The 18,829-nt window shown below is 71.7% G+C and carries 14 protein-coding genes, 3 pseudogenes and 1 riboswitch; of the genes and pseudogenes, 9 read left to right on the forward strand and 8 right to left on the reverse strand.

The window, feature by feature from the left end; all coding sequences use genetic code 11:
- The first annotated feature begins 612 nt into the window (after positions 1-612).
- Together ACF09J_RS19565 and ACF09J_RS19570 are read left to right on the forward strand one after the other, a co-directional pair.
- A complete protein-coding gene (locus tag ACF09J_RS19565; RefSeq protein WP_392306682.1) occupies positions 613-2,826 on the forward strand; it encodes a chorismate-binding protein in 2,214 nt (737 codons plus the stop codon).
- Positions 2,827-3,011: 185 nt separating this feature from the next.
- Positions 3,012-4,388: a glycosyltransferase gene (locus tag ACF09J_RS19570; RefSeq protein WP_392306683.1), complete on the forward strand. Its 1,377-nt coding sequence runs from the start codon at positions 3,012-3,014 to the stop codon at positions 4,386-4,388.
- Positions 4,389-4,503: 115 nt separating this feature from the next.
- Here the strand turns inward: ACF09J_RS19570 and ACF09J_RS19575 are convergent, their stop codons facing one another.
- The 8 genes and pseudogenes from ACF09J_RS19575 to ACF09J_RS19610 all read right to left on the reverse strand — a co-directional run bounded on the left by ACF09J_RS19575 (position 4,504) and on the right by ACF09J_RS19610 (position 10,143).
- Positions 4,504-4,821, reverse strand: coding sequence for a hypothetical protein (locus ACF09J_RS19575; RefSeq protein WP_392306684.1), 318 nt, complete (start codon positions 4,819-4,821; stop codon positions 4,504-4,506).
- A 390-nt stretch (positions 4,822-5,211) separates the two neighbouring features.
- Positions 5,212-5,682, reverse strand: a complete 471-nt coding sequence (locus ACF09J_RS19580) for a GNAT family N-acetyltransferase (protein WP_392306685.1) — start codon at positions 5,680-5,682, stop codon at positions 5,212-5,214.
- A 73-nt stretch (positions 5,683-5,755) separates the two neighbouring features.
- Positions 5,756-6,517 (reverse strand): ABC transporter permease, encoded by a 762-nt coding sequence (locus ACF09J_RS19585; RefSeq protein WP_392306686.1) that lies wholly within the window; start codon positions 6,515-6,517, stop codon positions 5,756-5,758.
- Positions 6,514-7,488 carry an ATP-binding cassette domain-containing protein gene (locus ACF09J_RS19590; RefSeq protein WP_392306687.1) on the reverse strand — a complete coding sequence of 325 codons (975 nt, stop codon included), beginning with the start codon at positions 7,486-7,488 and terminating at the stop codon, positions 6,514-6,516. The genes ACF09J_RS19585 and ACF09J_RS19590 overlap by 4 nt, the downstream gene beginning before the upstream one ends.
- 99 nt (positions 7,489-7,587) lie before the next feature.
- Complete coding sequence (locus ACF09J_RS19595; protein ID WP_392306688.1) at positions 7,588-8,229, reverse strand: PadR family transcriptional regulator; 642 nt, start codon at positions 8,227-8,229, stop codon at positions 7,588-7,590.
- Positions 8,230-8,254: 25 nt separating this feature from the next.
- The gene (locus ACF09J_RS19600; RefSeq protein WP_392306689.1) at positions 8,255-8,803 is read right to left on the reverse strand and encodes a DinB family protein; all 549 of its coding nucleotides are present in this window, start codon (positions 8,801-8,803) and stop codon (positions 8,255-8,257) included.
- A 144-nt stretch (positions 8,804-8,947) separates the two neighbouring features.
- Positions 8,948-9,318, reverse strand: a pseudogene (locus tag ACF09J_RS19605) (SMI1/KNR4 family protein).
- A gap of 33 nt (positions 9,319-9,351) precedes the next feature.
- The gene (locus ACF09J_RS19610; RefSeq protein WP_392306690.1) at positions 9,352-10,143 is read right to left on the reverse strand and encodes an SAM-dependent methyltransferase; all 792 of its coding nucleotides are present in this window, start codon (positions 10,141-10,143) and stop codon (positions 9,352-9,354) included.
- 178 nt (positions 10,144-10,321) lie between these two features.
- On the opposite strand from ACF09J_RS19610, the pseudogene ACF09J_RS19615 reads away from it, so the two are divergent.
- The 7 genes and pseudogenes from ACF09J_RS19615 to dhaK all read left to right on the forward strand — a co-directional run bounded on the left by ACF09J_RS19615 (position 10,322) and on the right by dhaK (position 18,829).
- Positions 10,322-12,333, forward strand: a pseudogene (locus ACF09J_RS19615) (SMI1/KNR4 family protein).
- Between the two features lie 348 nt (positions 12,334-12,681).
- On the forward strand, positions 12,682-13,470 hold the full coding sequence (locus tag ACF09J_RS19620) for an OBAP family protein (protein WP_392306691.1): 789 nt from the start codon (positions 12,682-12,684) through the stop codon (positions 13,468-13,470).
- Between the two features lie 58 nt (positions 13,471-13,528).
- A riboswitch (cobalamin riboswitch) is annotated at positions 13,529-13,754 on the forward strand.
- A 77-nt stretch (positions 13,755-13,831) separates the two neighbouring features.
- The gene (locus tag ACF09J_RS19625) at positions 13,832-14,824 is read left to right on the forward strand and encodes an ABC transporter substrate-binding protein (protein ID WP_392306692.1); all 993 of its coding nucleotides are present in this window, start codon (positions 13,832-13,834) and stop codon (positions 14,822-14,824) included.
- Positions 14,821-15,810, forward strand: a pseudogene (locus ACF09J_RS19630) (iron chelate uptake ABC transporter family permease subunit); the annotation flags it as partial. The gene ACF09J_RS19625 and the pseudogene ACF09J_RS19630, both read left to right, overlap by 4 nt.
- A gap of 94 nt (positions 15,811-15,904) precedes the next feature.
- A complete protein-coding gene (locus ACF09J_RS19635) occupies positions 15,905-16,720 on the forward strand; it encodes an ABC transporter ATP-binding protein (protein ID WP_392306693.1) in 816 nt (271 codons plus the stop codon).
- Positions 16,717-17,493, forward strand: a complete 777-nt coding sequence (locus ACF09J_RS19640) for a ferredoxin (RefSeq protein WP_392306911.1) — start codon at positions 16,717-16,719, stop codon at positions 17,491-17,493. The genes ACF09J_RS19635 and ACF09J_RS19640 overlap by 4 nt, the downstream gene beginning before the upstream one ends.
- Positions 17,494-17,836: 343 nt before the next feature.
- Complete coding sequence (gene dhaK, locus ACF09J_RS19645; protein WP_392306694.1) at positions 17,837-18,829, forward strand: dihydroxyacetone kinase subunit DhaK; 993 nt, start codon at positions 17,837-17,839, stop codon at positions 18,827-18,829.

Below are 18,829 nucleotides of genomic sequence, written 5' to 3' on the forward strand. Positions count from 1 at the left end.
CGCCGCCCACGGAGGACCGCGGCCCGGCGGCGGCATGAACGCCCCGACGGTGCGCCGGCGGCGGCCGGGCCGGAACCCGCCGGCCGCCCCACCCCTCGCACGCGTCGCCCGCACACCCCCTCACCTGCCCCGTCCCACGCTCGACACTAGGGAATTTCCGGCGGCGCGCATGAGATCACATAGGAGGGCGATGTACACCCGGACCGGAAGGAGCGGGAGTTTGATGACAATCACAAGGCCGTCGGCCCACCCCTGCCGCACTCGGGTTTGCGTGCGCCTCCACACCCTGAATCCCGACCCCGGATAGGCACGTTCGTTCTCGACAGCAAATACCTTCGGATGAACCGCGCTTGAACAGCGCAATTTCGCCCACCCGGTTCCTCTCAGGCAGAGGAACCGCCTTGTCCTGGTGTCAAGAATAGGGACTGCCCGAGCGACGCCCGCTTCATGACCGAATTGCCACGGCCGGAATCAGCGCACTTCTCCCACCTTTCGGAAACCGAGCCACCCAATCCGCAGCACGGGGACCGACGCCTGCCCGTGTTCCGGCTGACGACGCTCCTCCTCCGACGCCCTGGTCCCGGTCCCGCACACATGGAGCGAGGACCCGCGATGCGCACTCTGCTCGTCGACAACGACGATTCCTTCACCCAGAACCTGTTCCACCGCCTCGCCGAGGTGAACGGCCGGGAGCCCGAGGTCGTCCGCTTCGACGACCCCTCCTGGCGCCCCGGACTGCTGAGGGGCTTCGACAACGTGGTGCTCTGCCCGGGCCCCGGCACCCCGCACCACCGCGTGGGCAACGCGGTCAGTGCCGAGGTCTGCCGTCAGGGCCGGCTGCCCGTGCTCGGCGTGGGGCTCGGCCACCAGACGATCGCGCTGCTGCACGGCGGTGCGGTGGGCCGGGCTCCCTGGCCGTGCCACGGACGGATCTCACCCGTGCGGCACACCGGTGCCGGGCTCCTCCGGCAGCTCCCCAACCCCGTCGAGGTCGTCCGCTACCACTCGTTCGCGGTCACCGGTCTCTCCCCCGCCCTGGAGCCCACCGCCTGGGCGACGGACGACGGCGTGGTCATGGCGCTGCGCCACCGGAACCTGCCGCTGTGGGGAGTGCAGTTCCATCCGGAGTCAGCCGGGACGGACACGGGTCATCAACTGCTGACCGGGTTCCGCGAACTGACCGAACGGCACCACGCCTCACGCACCGGGCCGTCCCTGTTCACCGCCGGAACACGCGGCACACCGGGGATCACCACAAGTCCCGCGAAGGCGCCGGCGCGGCTCCCCGGCGCCGACCGGCCGGGGCGGCCACGCCGCCGGCTGCGGGTCCTGGCCGAACGGCTGGACACACGCTGGGAGGCGGAGACAGTCTTCGACCACCTGTTCCGCTCCGGTGACCATCCCTTCTGGCTGGACAGCGGCAGGGCGGACGGCGGACGTGGCCGGGTGTCCGTCCTCGGCAACGCGGACGGGCCGCTCGCCCGGGTCGCCACCGCGAACGTGGTCAGGGGCACCGTGTCCGTGCGGGCCGCCGGGACGGCACCGGAAGTGGTCCGCAGTCCCTTCCTGCACCTGCTCGACGAGGATCTGCGGTCCCTGACGGTGGAGACCCCGGACCTGCCGTTCGACTTCGCGCTCGGCTGGGTCGGCTGCCTGGGCCACGAGTTGAAGGCCGAGTGCGGCGGCACACGGGCACACCGCTCGCCGGCCCCGGACGCCGTCATGGTCTTCGCCGACCGCGCCGTCGTGCTCGACCACGGCACCGACACCACGCATCTGCTCGCCCTGGCCGAGGAGGGGGACGAGGGCCCGGCCCGCTCCTGGCTCACCACCGCCTCGGCGCGGCTCGCCGTCCCGCCCCCGGCGCCCGTTCCGGCCCTTCCGGCCGCCCGTATCGCGTCGCCGGTCCGGCAGCCACGGCAGCGTCTGCGGCTGCGTCATGAGCGCGAGAGGTACCTCAAGCTCGTCGCCGCCTGCCAGGAGGAGCTGACCTCAGGGCACGCCCATGGGCTGTATCTCGCCAATATGGTCGAGGCCAGGACGGACCTCGACCCGTGGCAGGCGTACCGCCTCCTGAGGCGGCTCGCCCCGGCACCCTTCGGGGCGTTCCTCGGGTTCGGCGCGCTGTCCGTGCTCAGTTCCGCCCGGGAGCGTCTCCTGCGCGTCGACCGGCAGGGGTGGGCGGAGTCCACGGTCACCAACGGCTCCCGTCCGCGCGGGAGTACGCCGGAGGAGGACGCCCTGCTGATCGCGGACCTCGCCACCAGCGAACCGGAACGGGCCGCGCATCTGACCCTCGTCGACCTGGCGCGGCACGATCTGGGTTCCCGCGCCGAGGCCGGCGCCGTCACCGTCGATCCGCTGTTCGACGTGGTGACGTGCCCCGAGGGGCACCGTCTGGTGAGCACGGTCAGGGCGCGGCTGCGCCAGGACACCACGGCCGTGGCGGCGTTGCGTTCGGCGTTCCCGGGCGGCGCGGTGACCGGTGTTCCCAAGCCGGGGACGACACGGGTCCTGGACCGGCTGGAGAGCGGGCCGCGCGGCCTCCACACCGGGGCGATCGGCTACTTCTCCCTTTCGGGAGCCGCCGACTTCGGCCTCGCCACCCGCACCGCGGTGTTCAACGGCCACCGGCTGCGCTACGGAGTCGGCGCCGCCGTCACCGCGCCGTGCGACCCGGACGCCGTGTTCGAGGAGACGGCACGCGAGGCCGGGCCGCTGCTGTCGCTCCTGGGTGCCCGGTTCCCCGGCCATGGCACACCGGAGCCCTCGGGCGTCGGCCCGCGCGGCGTCGTCTCCAGGGCTTTTCCGGGCGCCGCTTCCTGAACACGGGCGCCGAGGACGGGCGCTGAGCACGGGCGCGGGCTCCGGCGACAACCCCCGTCCGACGCCCGCCGGGAGGTCTAAGGATCTTCCGGCATCCGGCATGAGATCACAGTGCCGGGCGATGCGGATCGCCCGGGGAGGTGCTCCCCGACCTGCGGTCACCGACGAAAGGTACAAGGCACTTGATGGAATCTGCCCGACGGCCGATCCTCTTCGTCAGTCTCCCCGAGAGCGGTCTGCTGAACCCGCTGCTGGTCCTGGCAGGTGAGCTCTCCCGCCAGGGCGTGGAGGACCTGTGGTTCGCCACCGACGAGCCCCGCAGGGAGGACGTGCGCGGGACGGCGCACCGCACACCGGTCCGGTTCGCCTCCCTCGGCGAGGTGATGCCGGAGCTGTCGGCCGTGACCTGGCCCGACGACGTCTACCGTGAGGTCACGCAGCCCTCCCGCTTCCGGGCCCACCGCGCCGTCATCAGGCAGTCCTACAAGCCCGTCCTCCAGGCGGAGAAGTTCCGTCGGCTCCGGAAGATCGTCGACGAGGTCCGGCCGACGCTCATGGTCGTCGACTGCATGAGCGGTTTCGCCGTGGACCTGGCGGTGGCACGTGACATCCCTTTCGTGCTGAGCGTGCCGTTCCTGCCCAGCAACGTGCTGACCTCGCACCATCCCCTCACCAAGGGGCACACCCCGCGCGACTTCCCCGTCCCGCACTCGGGGCTTCCGCGCCGGATGAACCTGGCGCAGCGGGTGGCCAACCAGCTTTTCAAGTTCCGCACCCTGGCCATGTTCCTCAACCCGGCCATGGGCAGGGTGCTCCAGGAGGACGCCCGTATCCGCAAGAAGCTGGGGCTTCCACCGCCCAACCCGATGACCCGGATCGACAGGGCCGAGCTGGTGCTGTGCAACTCGGTCGCGGAGCTGGACTATCCGTTCGACATCCCGGAGAAGGTGCGGCTCGTCGGCGCGGTGCTGCCGCCCCTGCCGGAGACCGACGGAGACGATCCGGTGCGCAAGTGGCTCGACGACCAGTCGTCCGTCGTCTACATGGGTTTCGGCACCATCACCCGGCTGACCCGGGAGCAGGCCGGCTCCCTGGTGGAGGTGGCCCGCCGGCTCGCGGACGAGCACCAGGTGCTGTGGAAGCTGCCCGCCGAACAGCAGCACCTGCTGCCGTCGGCCGGTGAACTGCCGCACAACCTGCGCATCGAGAGCTGGGTGCCCTCCCAACTCGACGTCCTCGCCCACCCGGCGGTCAAGGCGTTCTTCACCCACGGCGGCGGCAACGGCTTCCACGAGGGCCTCTACTTCGGCAAGCCGCTGGTCGTACGCCCCCTGTGGGTGAACTGCTACGACCAGGCGGTACGCGGCCGGGACTCCAGGGTGAGCCTGACCCTGGACCACCCGGAGACCATCGTCGTCGACGACGTCGTGGACAAGCTCACCCGGGTGCTGACCGAGCCGTGCTTCCACGAGAACGCGGAACGGATCGGCGCGCTGCAACGTGCCGCGGGCGGCCGCACGGCCGCCGCCGACCTGATCCTCGGCCTGCCGGCCCTCGTCTGACGGACAGCGCCCCGGACAGGCCGTCCGGGGTGCGGCGCCTTCGGCCGTCAGCGGGTCCGGCAAGGGGGCACGCCGGCGATGCGCGCGCCCCCTTCGGGTCCAGCGGCGCCCGCTACTAGCGCACGACGATCACGACGGGTCCGCCGTCGAATCGGTGGTCGAAGCGGAATCCGCCATGGTCGCGGAACCGGCCATGGTCGAAGCGGAACCCGCCATGGTCACGGAACCCGCCATGGTCGAAGCGGAACCCGCCATGGTCACGGAACCCGCCATGGTCGAAGCGGAACCCGCCATGGTCGAAGCACCGCCAGTCGTCGCCGAAGCACCGGCTGGTGGTCACATGAGTGTGCGCGGCAGGGGCTGCTGCCGCGGCCGTACCGGCTACGCCGATCGAAGCGCCGCCGGCGATCAGAACGGCGGCCGACGTCGCCATGAGACGCCTGGCCACTTCTACTCGCATGGTGAATGCACTCTTCCTTCTGCCGCGTCGGCCCGTGCCCGGGCCTGGGCGGTATTGGCGGCACGAAATGGAGGACCGCGGCCGCAGGGGAGCGGCACGGCCGGAGGCGTCACTCCGCGTGTTCGAGGAGCACGTCTCGCATCCAGGATCCCGCTTGCACGGGAGCGGGCCGACCAGGGACACATGCCCAGATTGCAGCCGTTACATCGGGTACGTGAGCAGGGCCCATTCGGATTGCGGTTCTGACGGAAAAAACCGTGCGGCACGGTCGCCCGGGGCCAGACACCGGGAGGGGTTCTGGGCGCGTTCCCCGTGAACGAACCGGATCGCGTTACGCGGAGGGGCGTCCGGCAGTCTCCACCGTCACAGGCGCATCAGCTCCGGCCGGGCGGGCAACGCCTTCTCGTAGCACACCGACAGCGGATCCTGGTCGTGCGGCGCATAGTTCGCGATCTTGCGGTACCCGGTCCGCTCGTACAGGCGGATCGCGGCGGGCTGCCGCACGCCCGTCTCCAAGCGCAACGTCCGGCCGCCGAGCTCCAGGGCGAGCTGCTCGGCCTCGGTCAGCAGCAGGTCGGCGACTCCCGTTCCCCGGACGGCCGGGGACACGAACATCCGCTTGAGCTCCCAGGTCTCCGAACCGATCGGCTGCACCGCGCAACAGCCCACCGCCCGGTCGTCCTTCCGAGCCAGCAGATACCGGCTATCCGATGCCAACGGAGCGGGCCGGGCATCGGAAGGAAGCCCGTACACGGCAATCAGTTCCGCCGTCATCGCGTCGACCAATGCGCGCAGAGCGGGGTCATCCGCCACACAGGAAGAAACCATCAACATCGCGCCATCCTCACACCGCCCTGCGCTCCCCCGCTACAACCGGATCACCGCCAAGGCCGCGCCCGCGGCCGGCCTAGCGGCTCAGCCGCGCGAATCTCCGTACCGCCAGGGGGAAGAACACGGCCAGCAGTGCCAGGGGCCAGGCGATTGCCGCCCACGCGTGCCCCGGCTCTCCGCCGGGGCCGCCGAACAGGTCGCGTACGGCCGTGGCCGTGTGGGACATCGGGTTCCACTGGACGACCGTGCCGAGCCAGCCCGGCATGGACTCGGGCGCGGCGAAGGCGTTGGACAGGAAACCCACCGGCCAGACCAGGATCTGCACCGCCTGCACCAGCTCGGGCTTTCCCGCGACCAGTGCCAGGTGGATGCCGATCCACAGCATCGCGAACCGGAACAGCAGGAGCAGTCCCACGGCGCCCAGGAATCCGGCCGGCCCGCCGGCGCCGCGCCAGCCGAGCGCGGCGGCGACGGCCAGGAGCACCGCCAGGCCGATCGCCGACTGCAGCATGTCGGCGGCACAACGTCCCACCAGGACCGCGCCGTTGGCCATGGGCATCGAGCGGAAACGGTCGACGACGCCCTTGTTCAGATCCTGGGTCACGGCGATCATCGTGCCCTCAAGACCGAAGGCCATGGTGAGCGCGAGCATGCCGGGGACCAGGTAGTCGAGGTAGTCGCCGCTCACGCCCCGGCCGCCGCCGACCAGGTAGCCGAACATCAGCAGCAGCATCACGGGGAAGACCAGGTTCACCACCACCGCCACCGGCTGCCGCCGCCAGCGGGCGAGTTCGCGGCGGGTCATGGTCCAGGAGTCGGTCAGTGCGTAGGTGGTCACGCGGTCTCCTCCACTCGGTCGTCGTGTCCGGTGAGGCGCAGGAACACCTCGTCGAGCGTCGGACGCCTGAGCGCGATGTCCTCGGCCTGGATGCCCGCCCCCTCCAGGGCGCGGACGATCCCGGCCAGCGCCGCCATACGGTCGGCGACCGGAGCGCTCAGCAGCCGGCGGTCGGCGTCCACGGTGATCAGCTCCTCCGGTACGGGCAGCAGCGCCGCGGCCGCGCCCAACTGCCCGGCGTCGCGCAGGACCACGTCGACGCGGTCGCCGCCGGTGGCCGCCTTGAGCTCGTCCGCCGTGCCGTCGGCGATGACCCGGCCGGCGTCCACGACCGAGATGCGATCGGCGAGTTGGTCGGCCTCGTCCAGGTACTGGGTGGTGAGCAGGACGGTGGTACCGCCGTCGACCAGGGAACGGACCGAGTCCCATACCTCCGCGCGGCCGCGCGGGTCGAGACCGGTGGTCGGTTCGTCCAGGAAGAGCACCTCCGGTTCGGTGATCAGGGAGGCGGCGAGGTCCAGGCGGCGCCGCATGCCTCCGCTGTACTGCCGTACCGCTTTGCGGCCGGCTTCGGCGAGGTCGAAGCGCACCAGGAGTTCGTCGGCACGCGCGCGTGCGCGTCGCCCGCCCAGGTGATGCAGGCGGCCGAAGAGTTCCAGGTTCTGCCGGCCGCCGAGTTCCTCGTCGAGTGCCGCGTGCTGGCCGAGCAGGCCGATGCGCAGGCGTACCGCATACGCCTCGCGCACCACGTCGTGGCCCGCCACCTCGATCCGGCCCGCGTCGGGCCGCAGCAGGGTGGCCAGGATCCGCACCAGGGTGGTCTTGCCCGCGCCGTTCGGGCCGAGCACTCCGTGCACCGTGCCGCGCGCGACCGTGAGGTCGAGCCCGTCCAGCGCGGGCCTGCCGTTCTTCGTGTTCTTCCCGCCGTATGTCTTGCGTGCTTCCTCGACGACGATCGCCGCGTCGGCCACTGAAACCCCCTCGCTAGTCAAACTTGACTACAGGCCTGCGAAAGATAAGCACCCCCGAGCCCATTAGTCAAACTTGATTAACACCCCGGGGCGAGCCCCTCAGCGCTCGTCGCCCGGGTGCCGCTCCCCCGTCGCGTACGGGTTCTCCTCGCCGTCGGCCAGGACGCCGACGAACGGCTCGCCCTCCCCGGCGAAGGTGTAGGCGCCGGCCTCGATCCGCCCGATCAGCCCCCTGGTCCACTCGGCCTCGGCGTCGGCCGTGTGCACCCACAGGTTCATGATCTCGCCGATGTGGCCCAGCGGCTCGGGGCCGCCCTCGGGCACGTAGTGCTCGGTGACCGTGGCCCGCCACTCCTCGATGCGCCGGGTCCGCTCCCTGAGCAGCGCCGTCGCCTCCTGCCGCGGCAGATCCACGACGAAGCCGATGGCCGCCGACTTCACGTCCATCTTCTGGTCGTAGGCGACGAGGGCCTCGCGCAGCAGCGTGAAGTACTCCTCGTCGCCCGCCGCGGTGAGCTCGTACTCGGTGCGCGGGGGGCCGCCGGCCGTCGAGGGCGCGATCTCGTGCGCGAGCAGCAGCCCTTGCTTCGCCATCTGCTTCAGGGCGTGGTAGATCGAGCCGGGCTTGGCGTTGGACCACTCGTGCGCGCCCCAGTACTCCAGGTCGTTGCGCACCTGGTAGCCGTGGGCCCGCCCGTGCTGGCGCACCGCGCCGAGCACGAGGAGACGGATCGCTGACATGCGGTCCAGCCTAGGTCGCCACGGCTCACCCGCCGGAACCGCCCTGCTCCTTGGCGACCAGTTCGAAGGCCGTGGCCCCGTCGAGGGATTCGCGGATGATGTCGGCGTGGCCGGCGTGCCGCGCGAACTCGCGGATCAGATGCAGGGCCAGCCAGCGCATGGAGACACGTCCCTCGGGCGGGAACCAGGGCTGGTCCGGCAGCGGGAAGGTGTCGTCGAGACTGGGCACCGCGCGGAAGAACGCCTCGGTCTCGGCGGCGACCTTCTCCCAGTACGCCAGTTGCGAGGCGACGGTCTCGTCACCGACCAACTGGAAACACTCGTGCCAGTTCGACGCGTCCCGCTCGACCGCCGGCGCCTCCTCCCGGGCGCGCGCGATCCAGCTCTGCTCGACCTCGGCGACGTGCTTGACCAGCCCTCCCAGCGACAGCTCGCCGGCCGTGGGCCGCGCCGCGGCCTGCTCCTCCGTGAGGCCGAGCACCGACCGGCGGATACCGCCGCGCTGCTCCTCGATGAACGCCAGCAGCGCTCCCCGCTCGTCACCGTGCGCTTCTGCTGAAACGTGAGTGACCATTTCCGGCCGCCTTTCGTCGATTCACACCGGGACTTCTGCCCCGACCCGAACGACGCTACGGGCCATTGAGGACAGCTTCTGTCCTCAATAGCCCGGCACAGGAGAATTCCCGCGGACCGGCCCGGCCCGGGACGGGTGACGTGGTCACTCAGCGTCGTGCCAGGGCTTGTTCGCCGCCCAGTGCCGGACCCAGCCGGCAAAGCCAGGTGCACCGGTGGTGAAGCCGAACCGCGCTCCGAAGGGAACGGCTCGCTCAGATCACGATCCCGCTCATCACCGCCCCAGTCGTCCGGCAGCTCCGTCACCGGCAGCAGTCCGTACTCCGGCGGCCCGGAGTACGAGCCGTCCGTCAGCTCGGCGACGAAGGTTCGATACGGCTCAGGCAGCACGATCCCGTGGTCTGCCTCGAAGGCGCGGACCGCCTCCCAGCCGAGAGCCGACCCACCACCGCCATCGACGTCGAACGCCGCTCGAAGCGCCGCCAGATCAGCAGGATCGGCTTGATCGATATTCATACGACACAGGTACCACCGCCTGCCGACATCCGGTCAGGGAATGCGGGCCACAGCCGCGTAGATTCCGCTCTCCTCCGGCGAGGGCAGCTCCTGGTCGGCGCCGTGCCACTCGGTGGCGGTGACCAGGCCGGGCGGCACCAGTTCCAGTCCGTCGAAGAAGCGGGCCACCTCCTCCCGGGTGCGGAAGCTGAGGCGGATGCCGCCCTTGGCGTACTGGGCGATCACCTGCTCCGCGAGATCGGGGAAGAGGTCGATCGCGGCGTGCGAGAGGACCAGGTGGCTGCCGGACGGGAGGGTGTCGACCAGGCCCTTGACGATTCCGTGGGCGTTCTGGTCGTCGCGGATGAAGTGCATCAGGGCGATCAGCGAGAGGGCGATCGGCCGGTCGAAGTCCAGCACTTGCCGGGCGTGCCGCACTATCTCGTCCGGATCGCGCACATCGGCCTGGATGTAGTCCGTGGCGCCCTCGGGGCAGCTGACCAGCAGGGCCTCCGCGTGCCGCAGCACGATCGGGTCGTTGTCGGCGTAGACGATCCGGGCGGTGGGCACCGTCCGTTGCACGATCTGGTGAAGGTTCGGCTCGGTCGGGATGCCGGTGCCGATGTCGAGGAACTGGTCGAGGCCCTGTGCGGCCAGGTAGGCCGCCGCCCGGTGCATGAACGCGCGGTTCTGCCGCGCCGCGTCGCGCGCTTCGGGCGGCAGCGTCTCACCGACCGCCTCGTCGACGGGGTAGTTGTCCTTGCCGCCCAGCAGCCAGTCGTAGACCCGCGCGGGGTGAGCCCGGCTGGTGTCGATGCGATGAGGCTGCGATTGGTCCGTCGTCATAGCAGACTCCGTCGTCCGGGAGTTGAAGCTCGGCCGCCTTTTGATCATCGTACTCGGTGGCGTTCCGAGCCATCTGCCGAACGGGGCGGCGACGGCGGGCACTTCGGAGGCCGGGACCGCGTTCCGCGTGCGGGCCGGAGCGGGGGCGCTGTCAGTGGCGGGTGGCAGCATCGGACTCATGACGGACACAACGGCATTCGACTGGCGGTCCTTCCTGCTCAGGTGGAGCGGGGAGTGGGCGGACTCCCTGCCGGAGGACGAGACGCGGGGCGGTGACGACGAGGCCGCGCGGCGGGCACGGTGGCTGGGGCTCCCGCCCGCGTCCGAAGAGCGGATCGCGGCCATGGAGGAGCGTCTCGGCCGGCGAATGCCGCGTCGTACCGGAAGTTCCTCGAAGTCAGCGACGGGTGGCGGCACGCGGGCGGGTTCGTGTGGCTGCTGGCGGGGACCGCGGACGCGCACTGGCACAACGACGAGTCGGGACTCGCGGACGTCTTCGAGGAATACCTGGACGAGGACGCCGGGCCCGAGGAGCGGCGGGAGGCGGACATCTGGCGGCGCGGGCTGCAGCTGGACGTCGAGTCCGACATCACCCACGTCCTCATGGATCCCGAGGACGTGGACGAGGACGGTGAGTGGGCCGTGTACACATGGGCGAGCTGGCGGGCCGCGCCGCCCGAACGGCACGCGAACTTCCTCGAGTTCATGCGGGACATGTACCGGGAGTTCCACAGCCTGCGGGCGCACCCGCGCGACGCGGAGCCGGTGTTCGTCAACGACACGACGCGAAAGCTGGACGCCCAGGTGGCGGAGGCCCGGCTGGAGGCGCTGCGCGGCGGCTGGGAACGGGCCGGGACGGCGCTGGACGAGGCCAAGGGGTACGGCAGGCCGCGGGCCGCCGGGCTGGGCGACCAGATACGCCGCCTGCTCGGACAGACCTCCATGGTGTACTTCGACGGTCTGGTGACGGACCCGCGGTACGCGCCCGAGCTGCTGCCACCACTGGTCGCCGAGCACGCGGCGCACTCGTACCGGGACGACTCCACGCTGACGTTCCATCTGCGGGGCGCCGACGACGACTTGGTGGAACTGGCCTACGCGACGCTGGATCAGGTGCGGAAGGGCACGTACCGGTACACGGCCGACGGACCGTTCGGGGAGGCGGTCGAGCGGGCGCGGGAGCTGGCGCGGTGGGGAGACACCGACGGGGCATGGCTGACACTGATGAACGCTCTGCCCCTGTGGGAGCCGCTGGGACCGGACCACCTGGCGCCGCTGGGGTGGGTGGCCGACCCCGTGCTCGGGCCACTGCTGACCCCGGAGCGGGGCCGCGAACTGCTGTCCACGCCACGGGGCGGGCAGACGGGTGAGGCACCGAGCCCGACGGCCTCGCTCGACCCGGGCGACCTGGCGTGGCTCGCGGAGCCGGACCCGGGCAACCATCGCACGTCCTACCGGTTCGTCCTGGTGGAGGGGGTGGCGCCGCAGGAGTTGCCCGGACATCTCGCGGACGGGGACGGCACCGTGCTGAACGAACCGATGACCTTCTGGGAGGCGCGCCAGAAGTCGCTGCACCCCCAGAGGGAGTTCTCCTCCTACGACGACAGGGCTCTCATGACGGTCGGCCGGGCCGGCGCCGGTTGGAGCTTCGCCTTCGAGGGCGACCCTGGCCCGTTCCACCGGGAGCGGTTCGTCTCCCCGGCCGCGGCCGCCGCGGGCACCCGCGCGGTAGTGGTGTGGAGCGGCCTGCGGACACGGCACGGGGAGCCGTTCTTCCACCTTTCCGTGGCGCGAGAGGGTGCCGAGCAGTACGCGTTCACCTACGCGGACGGAGAGATCCGGAGAAGCGGAGAGATACCGCGGACGCTGGACCCGAGCCGGTTCTTCGGCGACCTGAGGGACGGCGCCGAGGCGGAACGGTCGCTGCTGAAAGCGGTGACCGGGGAGTTCGGTGCCCATCTGCCGCGTCACGCCATCGTGAACGGGCGGCTGCACACGTTGACCACCCGTTCCTGGAGGCGGCCGCCGGGGGACGGCGAGACATACGTGGTGATCCGCAAGCACCATGGCGCCGTCCGCCCGCCGGGCGGCGGGCGGGCGGAGGACGAGGGGCCGGAAAGCGGCTGGAGGCCTGCTGGGCCGCGCACAGACCCTCCAGGACCGCTCAGCCCCGCAGTCCCGGAGTCGTAATCCCGGGGTGCAGTCGGAGGCAGCGGCATGGGTCACCGCGGTCGGCGTTCACGTGTCTCGTGTCCGGCCGCGGTTGGGCTCCGGCCTCGTAAGCGGAAGCGCTGCTGCACATGGTGGCGCAGCGGGTCTCGGCCTCCGGGGCGTTCACCGTGTACGACACCCCAGGGCGTCCTGTCCGTGGGCGCGGCACGTCTGACTGCGCTCGGGCTCTCTTCGGCAAAGGCCGGGGACGTCATCGGCCCTGGGTCTCGGCCCCCGGGCTAGCCGCGCGCTGGGACAGGGGATCGCCCGTTTCGGAGCACCACCGGTGCCCCGTTACAGCCACCGGGCACAGGGCACTCGCCAGGCATGGCACTCGTGCAGGGCATGCAGCGCACGCGCGGTTCTGGCCGGGGATCGGCCGCGTCCCTCGGCATCGGGGTCGCGGCAGGGGTGACGGCCGCGGCCGGCCTGCTGTTCGGCCGCAAGGTGGCGACGATCAGCAAGGTCGGCAAGGGGCACCCGCTCAAGCACCGCGCGCTGGATCTGGCGGCCGGCGCGATGCAGCCGAAGTATCCGCTCGATGCGATGAGCACGTATCTCAACGGCTTCCACCTGTACGCCGACGACATGGGCCGGCAGGTGGAAGCCACGCACTTCTGCATCCATCTCCAGCACGACCTGCACCAGTGCGTGATCTTCGACCGCAACGCGCCCGACGCCCGTCTGATCGGCATCGAGTACATCATCAGCGAGGAGCGTTTCCGCGACCTGCCCGAGGACGAGAAGCGGCTGTGGCACAGCCACCACTACGAGGTCAAGTCCGGCAGCCTCACCGCCCCCGGTATTCCCGACCTGGCCGAACACGCCTACTTCGAGGACCTCGTGACCACCTACGGGAAGACGTTCCACACGTGGCAGTACGACCGCGACGACTTCCCCTACGGGATCCCGCAACTGATGATGGGCTTCACCCAGGACGGGCAGGCCGCGGACGAGATGATCCAGGCCCGCGACGAGCGGCTCGGCATCTCGACCTCGCACAAGCGGCAGAACCGGGCGGACATCCCCATGCCGGAAGTGGCGCCGGGCGCCAACGCGTGGGAGAGCGGCCGGACGGTGCAGACACGCATCGAGGAGACGCAGTTCAAGCGCTGACCGTCACGGCTGAACTCCGGGACTCCGGACCGCCTCTCCTGCGGGACGCTCCTCGCGGCTGCGCCACCAGCGGCTTGGTACCGTGTGGCTGCCGTGGTGTACGGGAAACCGGTGGGAAGCCGGTGCGGCCCTCGCCACTGTAGTCGCGGAGTCCCGCGGCCCTCGCTGACGGCTCCCGGAGCGGTCAGGGCCACTGGGTGGATCGGGAACGAACCACCTGGGAAGGCCGGCCTCGTGACGTTGATGCGGAAGCCAGGAGACCGGCCACGGCGCGACATGTTCCACGAGGGTTGGAGAGCACATGCCCCGCGGTCCCCTGCGTCCGTTTCGATCTCAGCGTTCCATACGCCGCGCGCGTGCCGTGCGCTCCAGCCTCGCCGCCACGGCACTCCTGCTCGTCGGTGCGCTCGGCGCCTGTACGGGTGCGCCCGCGGCCGACAAGCCCGCCGCGGCGACCGGGAGCAGCCGCCCCGCGCCGGTGAGCGTCAGCAGTTGCGGCGTCACCACGACCGTCAGCGCACCGCCGAGCCGGCTGATCACCCTCAACCAGGGCGCCACCGAGGTGGCCCTGGCCCTCGGTCTGCAGTCCCGGATGGCCGGAACGGCGTTCCTCGACGACGCGGTCCCGGCGAAGTGGACGGCGGCCTACGACGCCGTCCCGGTGCTCTCCAAGGAGTACCCGACCGCGGAGAAGCTCCTCGCGTCGCGTCCGGATTTCCTCTACGCCTCCTACTCCAGCGCGTTCAGCGGCAAGGTGGCGGGCACGCAGGCGGAGCTGAGCTCCAAGGGCATCGAGTCCTACCTGTCGCCGTTCGGCTGCGCCGACAGCAAGCAGGTGCCGCCGGTGTCCTTCCAGGCGGTGTGGGACGAAGTGGGCGACATCGCCGAGGTGTTCGGTGTCGGACCGCGTGCCGCCGCCCTCCAGAAGGAGCAGAAGCATCAGCTTGCCGACCTCGAGGCCAAGGCGGCGGGCAAGGGCCTGAACGTGCTCTGGTACGACTCGAACACCAAGGCCCCGTTCGTCGGCGCCGGCCACGGCGGACCCCAGCTCGTGCTCGACGCCGTCGGCGCCCACAACGTCTTCGGCGCGCTGCCCGGTGGCTGGAAGACCGTGAGCTGGGAGAAGGTGACCGCGGCGGACCCGGACGTCATCGTGCTCGCGGACGCCAGCTGGGACACCGCGCAGTCCAGGATCGACTACCTGGAGCACGACCCGGTGCTCAGCAAGCTCACCGCCGTCCGGCACCGGGCTTTCGTGGTCGTGCCGTTCTCCGAGACGACGCCCGGCGTGCGCCTCGCCGACGGTGCCGCCCTGGTCTCGGCAGGCCTGAGCAAGCTGCGCCCGCGTTCATGACCGTGGCGGATCGTCCCGCCGCACGGCCCGCGGGAGCGAGTCGCGCGGCGGCGGGCCTGACCGTTGCCGCGGTCCTGCTGCTGGTCACCGTCCTGCTCGGCCTCGCCGTGGGTTCGGTCCACGAGCCGCCGCACGTCGTGGCCGGCGTCGTTCTGCGCCGGCTCGGCCTCGGCGGCTCCCATGTCACGCTGCTGGACGACCAGATCGTCTGGCAGTTGCGGCTGCCCCGGGTCCTGGGAGCCGCCGCGACCGGCGCCGGGCTCGCGGTCTGCGGCGCGGTGCTGCAGACCCTGACGGGGAACGACCTGGCCGACCCCTACCTGCTCGGGATCTCCAACGGTGCCGCCGTCGGCGCGGTCACCGTGATCGTCCTCGGCGTCGGAGCCACCGGCGCCGCGGCGATCAGCGCGCTCCCGGCGGCCGCTTTCGCCGGCGCCCTGCTCGCCGTGGTCGTCGTACTGGCACTGGCCGCCGCGCGCACCCGGTCCCTGCCGGCCGCGCGGACCGTGCTGGCCGGCATCGCGGTGGGGCAGATGTGCGGCGCGTACACGTCGTTCGTCGTGCTCGTCCTCGGCGACCGCAACGCCGCCCGAGGTGTCATGGAGTGGACGCTGGGCTCGGTGGCCGGGGTCCGGTGGGACACGGCCGTCTTCCTGAGCGCCGTGACCGTCGTCGGCACGGTGGTCATGGTCGCGGCCGCCCGGGACCTGGACGCGTTCGCGTTCGGCGAGACCGCGGCCCGCTCCTTCGGCGTCCACGTCGAACGCACCCGCTGGGCCCTGGTCGCCGCGGCCGCGCTGGTGACCGCGTGCCTGGTCGCCCACACCGGCGTCATCGGGTTCGTCGGCCTGGTGGTGCCGCACGTCGTCCGTCTGATCTGCGGCCCGCGCCACGCCCTCCTGCTGCCCCTGTCCGCACTCCTCGGTGCGTCGCTGCTGGTGGGCAGTGACATCGTGGCGCGCTCGATGCTCCCGAACCAGGAGATCCCCGTCGGCGTCGTCACCGCCGGGCTCGGCGCGCCGTTCTTCGCGTGGCTGCTGTGGCGCCGGGCAGACGGCAGGTCGGCCACGCGAGGCCGGCGTGATCGCCGCGAGCCCGGTGGGGCTGCGTGCCGAGGGCGTCGGCGTGCGTGTCGACGGCGCCACGTTGCTGACGGACGTGACGCTCGGCTTCGCCCCCGGCAGGACGACCGGCCTGCTCGGGCCGAACGGGGCCGGCAAGACGACGCTGCTGCGGGCGCTGGCGGGACTGCGCCGGCCGCAGACGGGCCGGGTCCTCCTGGACGGCGGCGACCTGTACGCCCTGACGGCCCGCCAACGCGCGCGGCAGCTGGCCTTCATGGAGCAGCAGGCCGACACAGCGCTGCCGCTGACGGCCCGCCAGGTCGTCGACCTGGGGCGCACGCCCCACCGCGGCCGGTGGCCCGTTCTGGCGGGCGCCGTGGCCGACCACGAGCAGTCCGTGCTCGCCGAAGCCGTCGCCGCCACCGACGTGGGCGGGCTGCTCGACAGGGCCTGGTCGTCCCTGTCCGGCGGCGAGCGCCAGCGGGTCCAGCTCGCGCGGGCCCTGGCACAGGAGCCCGGGGTGCTCCTGCTGGACGAGCCCACCAACCACCTGGACCTGCGCTACCAGCTCGGCTTCCTCGAAACCGTACGCGGGCTCGGTGTCACCACCGTCGCGGCCCTGCACGACCTCGAACTCGCAGCCGCCTACTGCGACGACGTCGCGGTACTGCTCGACGGCCGCCTGGTGGCCCACGGACCCGCCTCCGAGGTGCTCACCTCGGCCACCATCGCGCGCGCCTACGGAGTCGACGCGACCGTGGAGCGGCACCCCCGGCACGACAGGCCGCACATCCGGTGGAACGGACTGCTTCCCGAGGGGCCCGCGTCATGAGCCAGAACCGTACGGGCGCCCCCTCGGCGGCCCCTGCGGCAGCCCTCCCGGCGCGAGTCGCGGGCCGTGCCACGGTGCTGGTCGGCATGTCCCTCACGGAGGCCAACCGCCGGGCCGAACTGCTCGGAGCTGCCGCGCCGTCGGGTGCCACGACGGCGTTCCTGCAGCAGGGCGAGCCGTCCCTGTCCGCCGAGCTGACCAGGCTGGCCGACGCTGGCACGGAGACCGTCGTCCTGATCGGCGTCCGCCTCGGGGCCTCGGGTCCGGGCCACTCCTGGCTGCGGCGGATCGCGGCGTACTGGTGGCGGGAGCGCGCCGGCCACCGCCCCGCGCTGCTCGTCGCCACCCGGCTCGCCGACTCTGCCGACTCCGTGGCCGCGGCCGCGGAGTCCGTCAAGCCGATCAGCGGCGAGGAACCCGGCCTCACCTCCCCGGCCTGGGAGGAGGTCACCGGCCACCGGCACCAGGTCATGGTGTGCCGCGGGCCGCGCTGCACGGCCAAGGGCGCGGACGACAGCGTGCGCGCGCTGGCGCGGCGGCTGGCGGAGCACGGGCTCGGCGACGACGACGTCCTCGTGGTGCAGACGGGGTGCCAGTTCCCCTGCAACCAGGCGCCGGTGGTCAGCGTGCAGCCCGACGACGTCTGGTACGGGCACGTGGACCCGGCGGCGGCCGCCACGATCGTGGCCGACCACCTCGTAGCCGGCCGGCCGGTCGCGGCGCACCGGCTCCCGCGGCGCCGGAAGGACCGCACTGACCGCGAGGAGGACTGAGCACGGCCACCGCCACGTCCACACCTTCTGCCAGGCCGCTTCGGCAGCCGCTTGCGGTGGTCCAGCGCGAAAGAGCCCCCTCCACTGCGCCCGGATCCACCACTCGACCAGCCTCCCCCTGTGCCGGTATGACAGGTGCGGGCCGGCCAAGCGGAACGGCCGGGAGCCCGTGGGTGCGCATTCCCTCGTTCGCCTGACTGGTCGCCACAGGTGACCATCGCCGGGGTAGGGCCGATACTGCCGATAGGAGCCTTGCGGCCGCCCCGGGTCGCAGCTCCCCGACCTTGGCCGCCCCGTCACCAGTACCGCCGGAAGCCGCTTTCAAGCTCTGCAGGAGGTATCGATGAAAATGCTCATCAATGTCGCCGAGACCGTCGTGGCGGACGCGCTGCGTGGTATGGCGGCGGCCCACCCCGAGCTGACGGTCGACGTGGAGAACCGGGTGATCGTGCGGAGGGACGCGCCGGTGGCGGGGAAGGTCGCGCTGGTCTCCGGCGGCGGATCCGGGCACGAGCCGCTGCACGGCGGGTTCGTCGGGCCCGGGATGCTCTCGGCGGCCTGTCCGGGGGAGGTCTTCACCTCGCCGGTGCCGGACCAGATGCTGCGGGCCGCGGCGGCCGTGGACAGCGGGGCGGGTGTGCTGTTCATCGTGAAGAACTACACCGGCGACGTGCTCAACTTCGACATGGCCGCCGAACTCGCCGAGGACGAGGGCATCCAGATCGCGAAGGTGCTGGTCAACGATGACGTGGCGGTGACCGACAGCCTGTACACGGCCGGGCGGCGCGGTACCGGCGCGACCCTGTTCCTGGAGAAGATCGCGGGCGCCGCGGCCGACGAGGGGCAGCCGCTGGAGCGGGTGGAGTCGATCGGCCGGCAGGTCAACGAGAGCTCCCGCAGCTTCGGCGTCGCGCTGAGCGCCTGCACCACCCCGGCCAAGGGCAGCCCCACCTTCGACCTGCCGGCCGGTGAGCTGGAGCTCGGCATCGGCATCCACGGCGAGCCCGGCCGGGAACGGCGGCCGATGATGACCTCGCGTGAGATCGCCGACTTCGCGGTGCACGCGATCCTGGAGGACATGAGCCCGCGCAACCCCGTTCTGCTGCTGGTCAACGGGATGGGCGCGACCCCGCTGCTGGAGCTGTACGGCTTCAACGCGGAGGTGCACCGGGTGCTCGCCGAGCGGGGCGTGCCGGTCGCCCGCACGCTGGTGGGCAACTACGTCACCTCCCTGGACATGGCGGGCGCCTCGGTCACCCTGTGCCAGATCGACGAGGAACTGCTGCGGCTGTGGGACGCACCGGTGAGCACACCGGGCCTGCGCTGGGGCAGGTGA

The organism is Streptomyces sp. NPDC014889, assembly GCF_043081205.1.
In the GTDB taxonomy this organism is placed as follows: Bacteria; Actinomycetota; Actinomycetes; order Streptomycetales; family Streptomycetaceae; genus Streptomyces.

What these genes read in the sequence shown, in the direction of transcription:
- ACF09J_RS19565 (WP_392306682.1), top strand. Translation starts at nt 613, where the DNA reads ATGCGCACTCTGCTCGTCGACAACGACGATTCCTTCACCCAGAACCTG.
- ACF09J_RS19570 (WP_392306683.1), top strand. Translation starts at nt 3,012, where the DNA reads ATGGAATCTGCCCGACGGCCGATCCTCTTCGTCAGTCTCCCCGAGAGC.
- ACF09J_RS19575 (WP_392306684.1), bottom strand. Translation starts at nt 4,821, where the DNA reads ATGGCGACGTCGGCCGCCGTTCTGATCGCCGGCGGCGCTTCGATCGGC.
- ACF09J_RS19580 (WP_392306685.1), bottom strand. Translation starts at nt 5,682, where the DNA reads ATGTTGATGGTTTCTTCCTGTGTGGCGGATGACCCCGCTCTGCGCGCA.
- ACF09J_RS19595 (WP_392306688.1), bottom strand. Translation starts at nt 8,229, where the DNA reads ATGTCAGCGATCCGTCTCCTCGTGCTCGGCGCGGTGCGCCAGCACGGG.
- ACF09J_RS19600 (WP_392306689.1), bottom strand. Translation starts at nt 8,803, where the DNA reads ATGGTCACTCACGTTTCAGCAGAAGCGCACGGTGACGAGCGGGGAGCG.
- ACF09J_RS19610 (WP_392306690.1), bottom strand. Translation starts at nt 10,143, where the DNA reads ATGACGACGGACCAATCGCAGCCTCATCGCATCGACACCAGCCGGGCT.
- ACF09J_RS19620 (WP_392306691.1), top strand. Translation starts at nt 12,682, where the DNA reads ATGGCACTCGTGCAGGGCATGCAGCGCACGCGCGGTTCTGGCCGGGGA.
- ACF09J_RS19640 (WP_392306911.1), top strand. Translation starts at nt 16,717, where the DNA reads ATGAGCCAGAACCGTACGGGCGCCCCCTCGGCGGCCCCTGCGGCAGCC.
- dhaK (WP_392306694.1), top strand. Translation starts at nt 17,837, where the DNA reads ATGAAAATGCTCATCAATGTCGCCGAGACCGTCGTGGCGGACGCGCTG.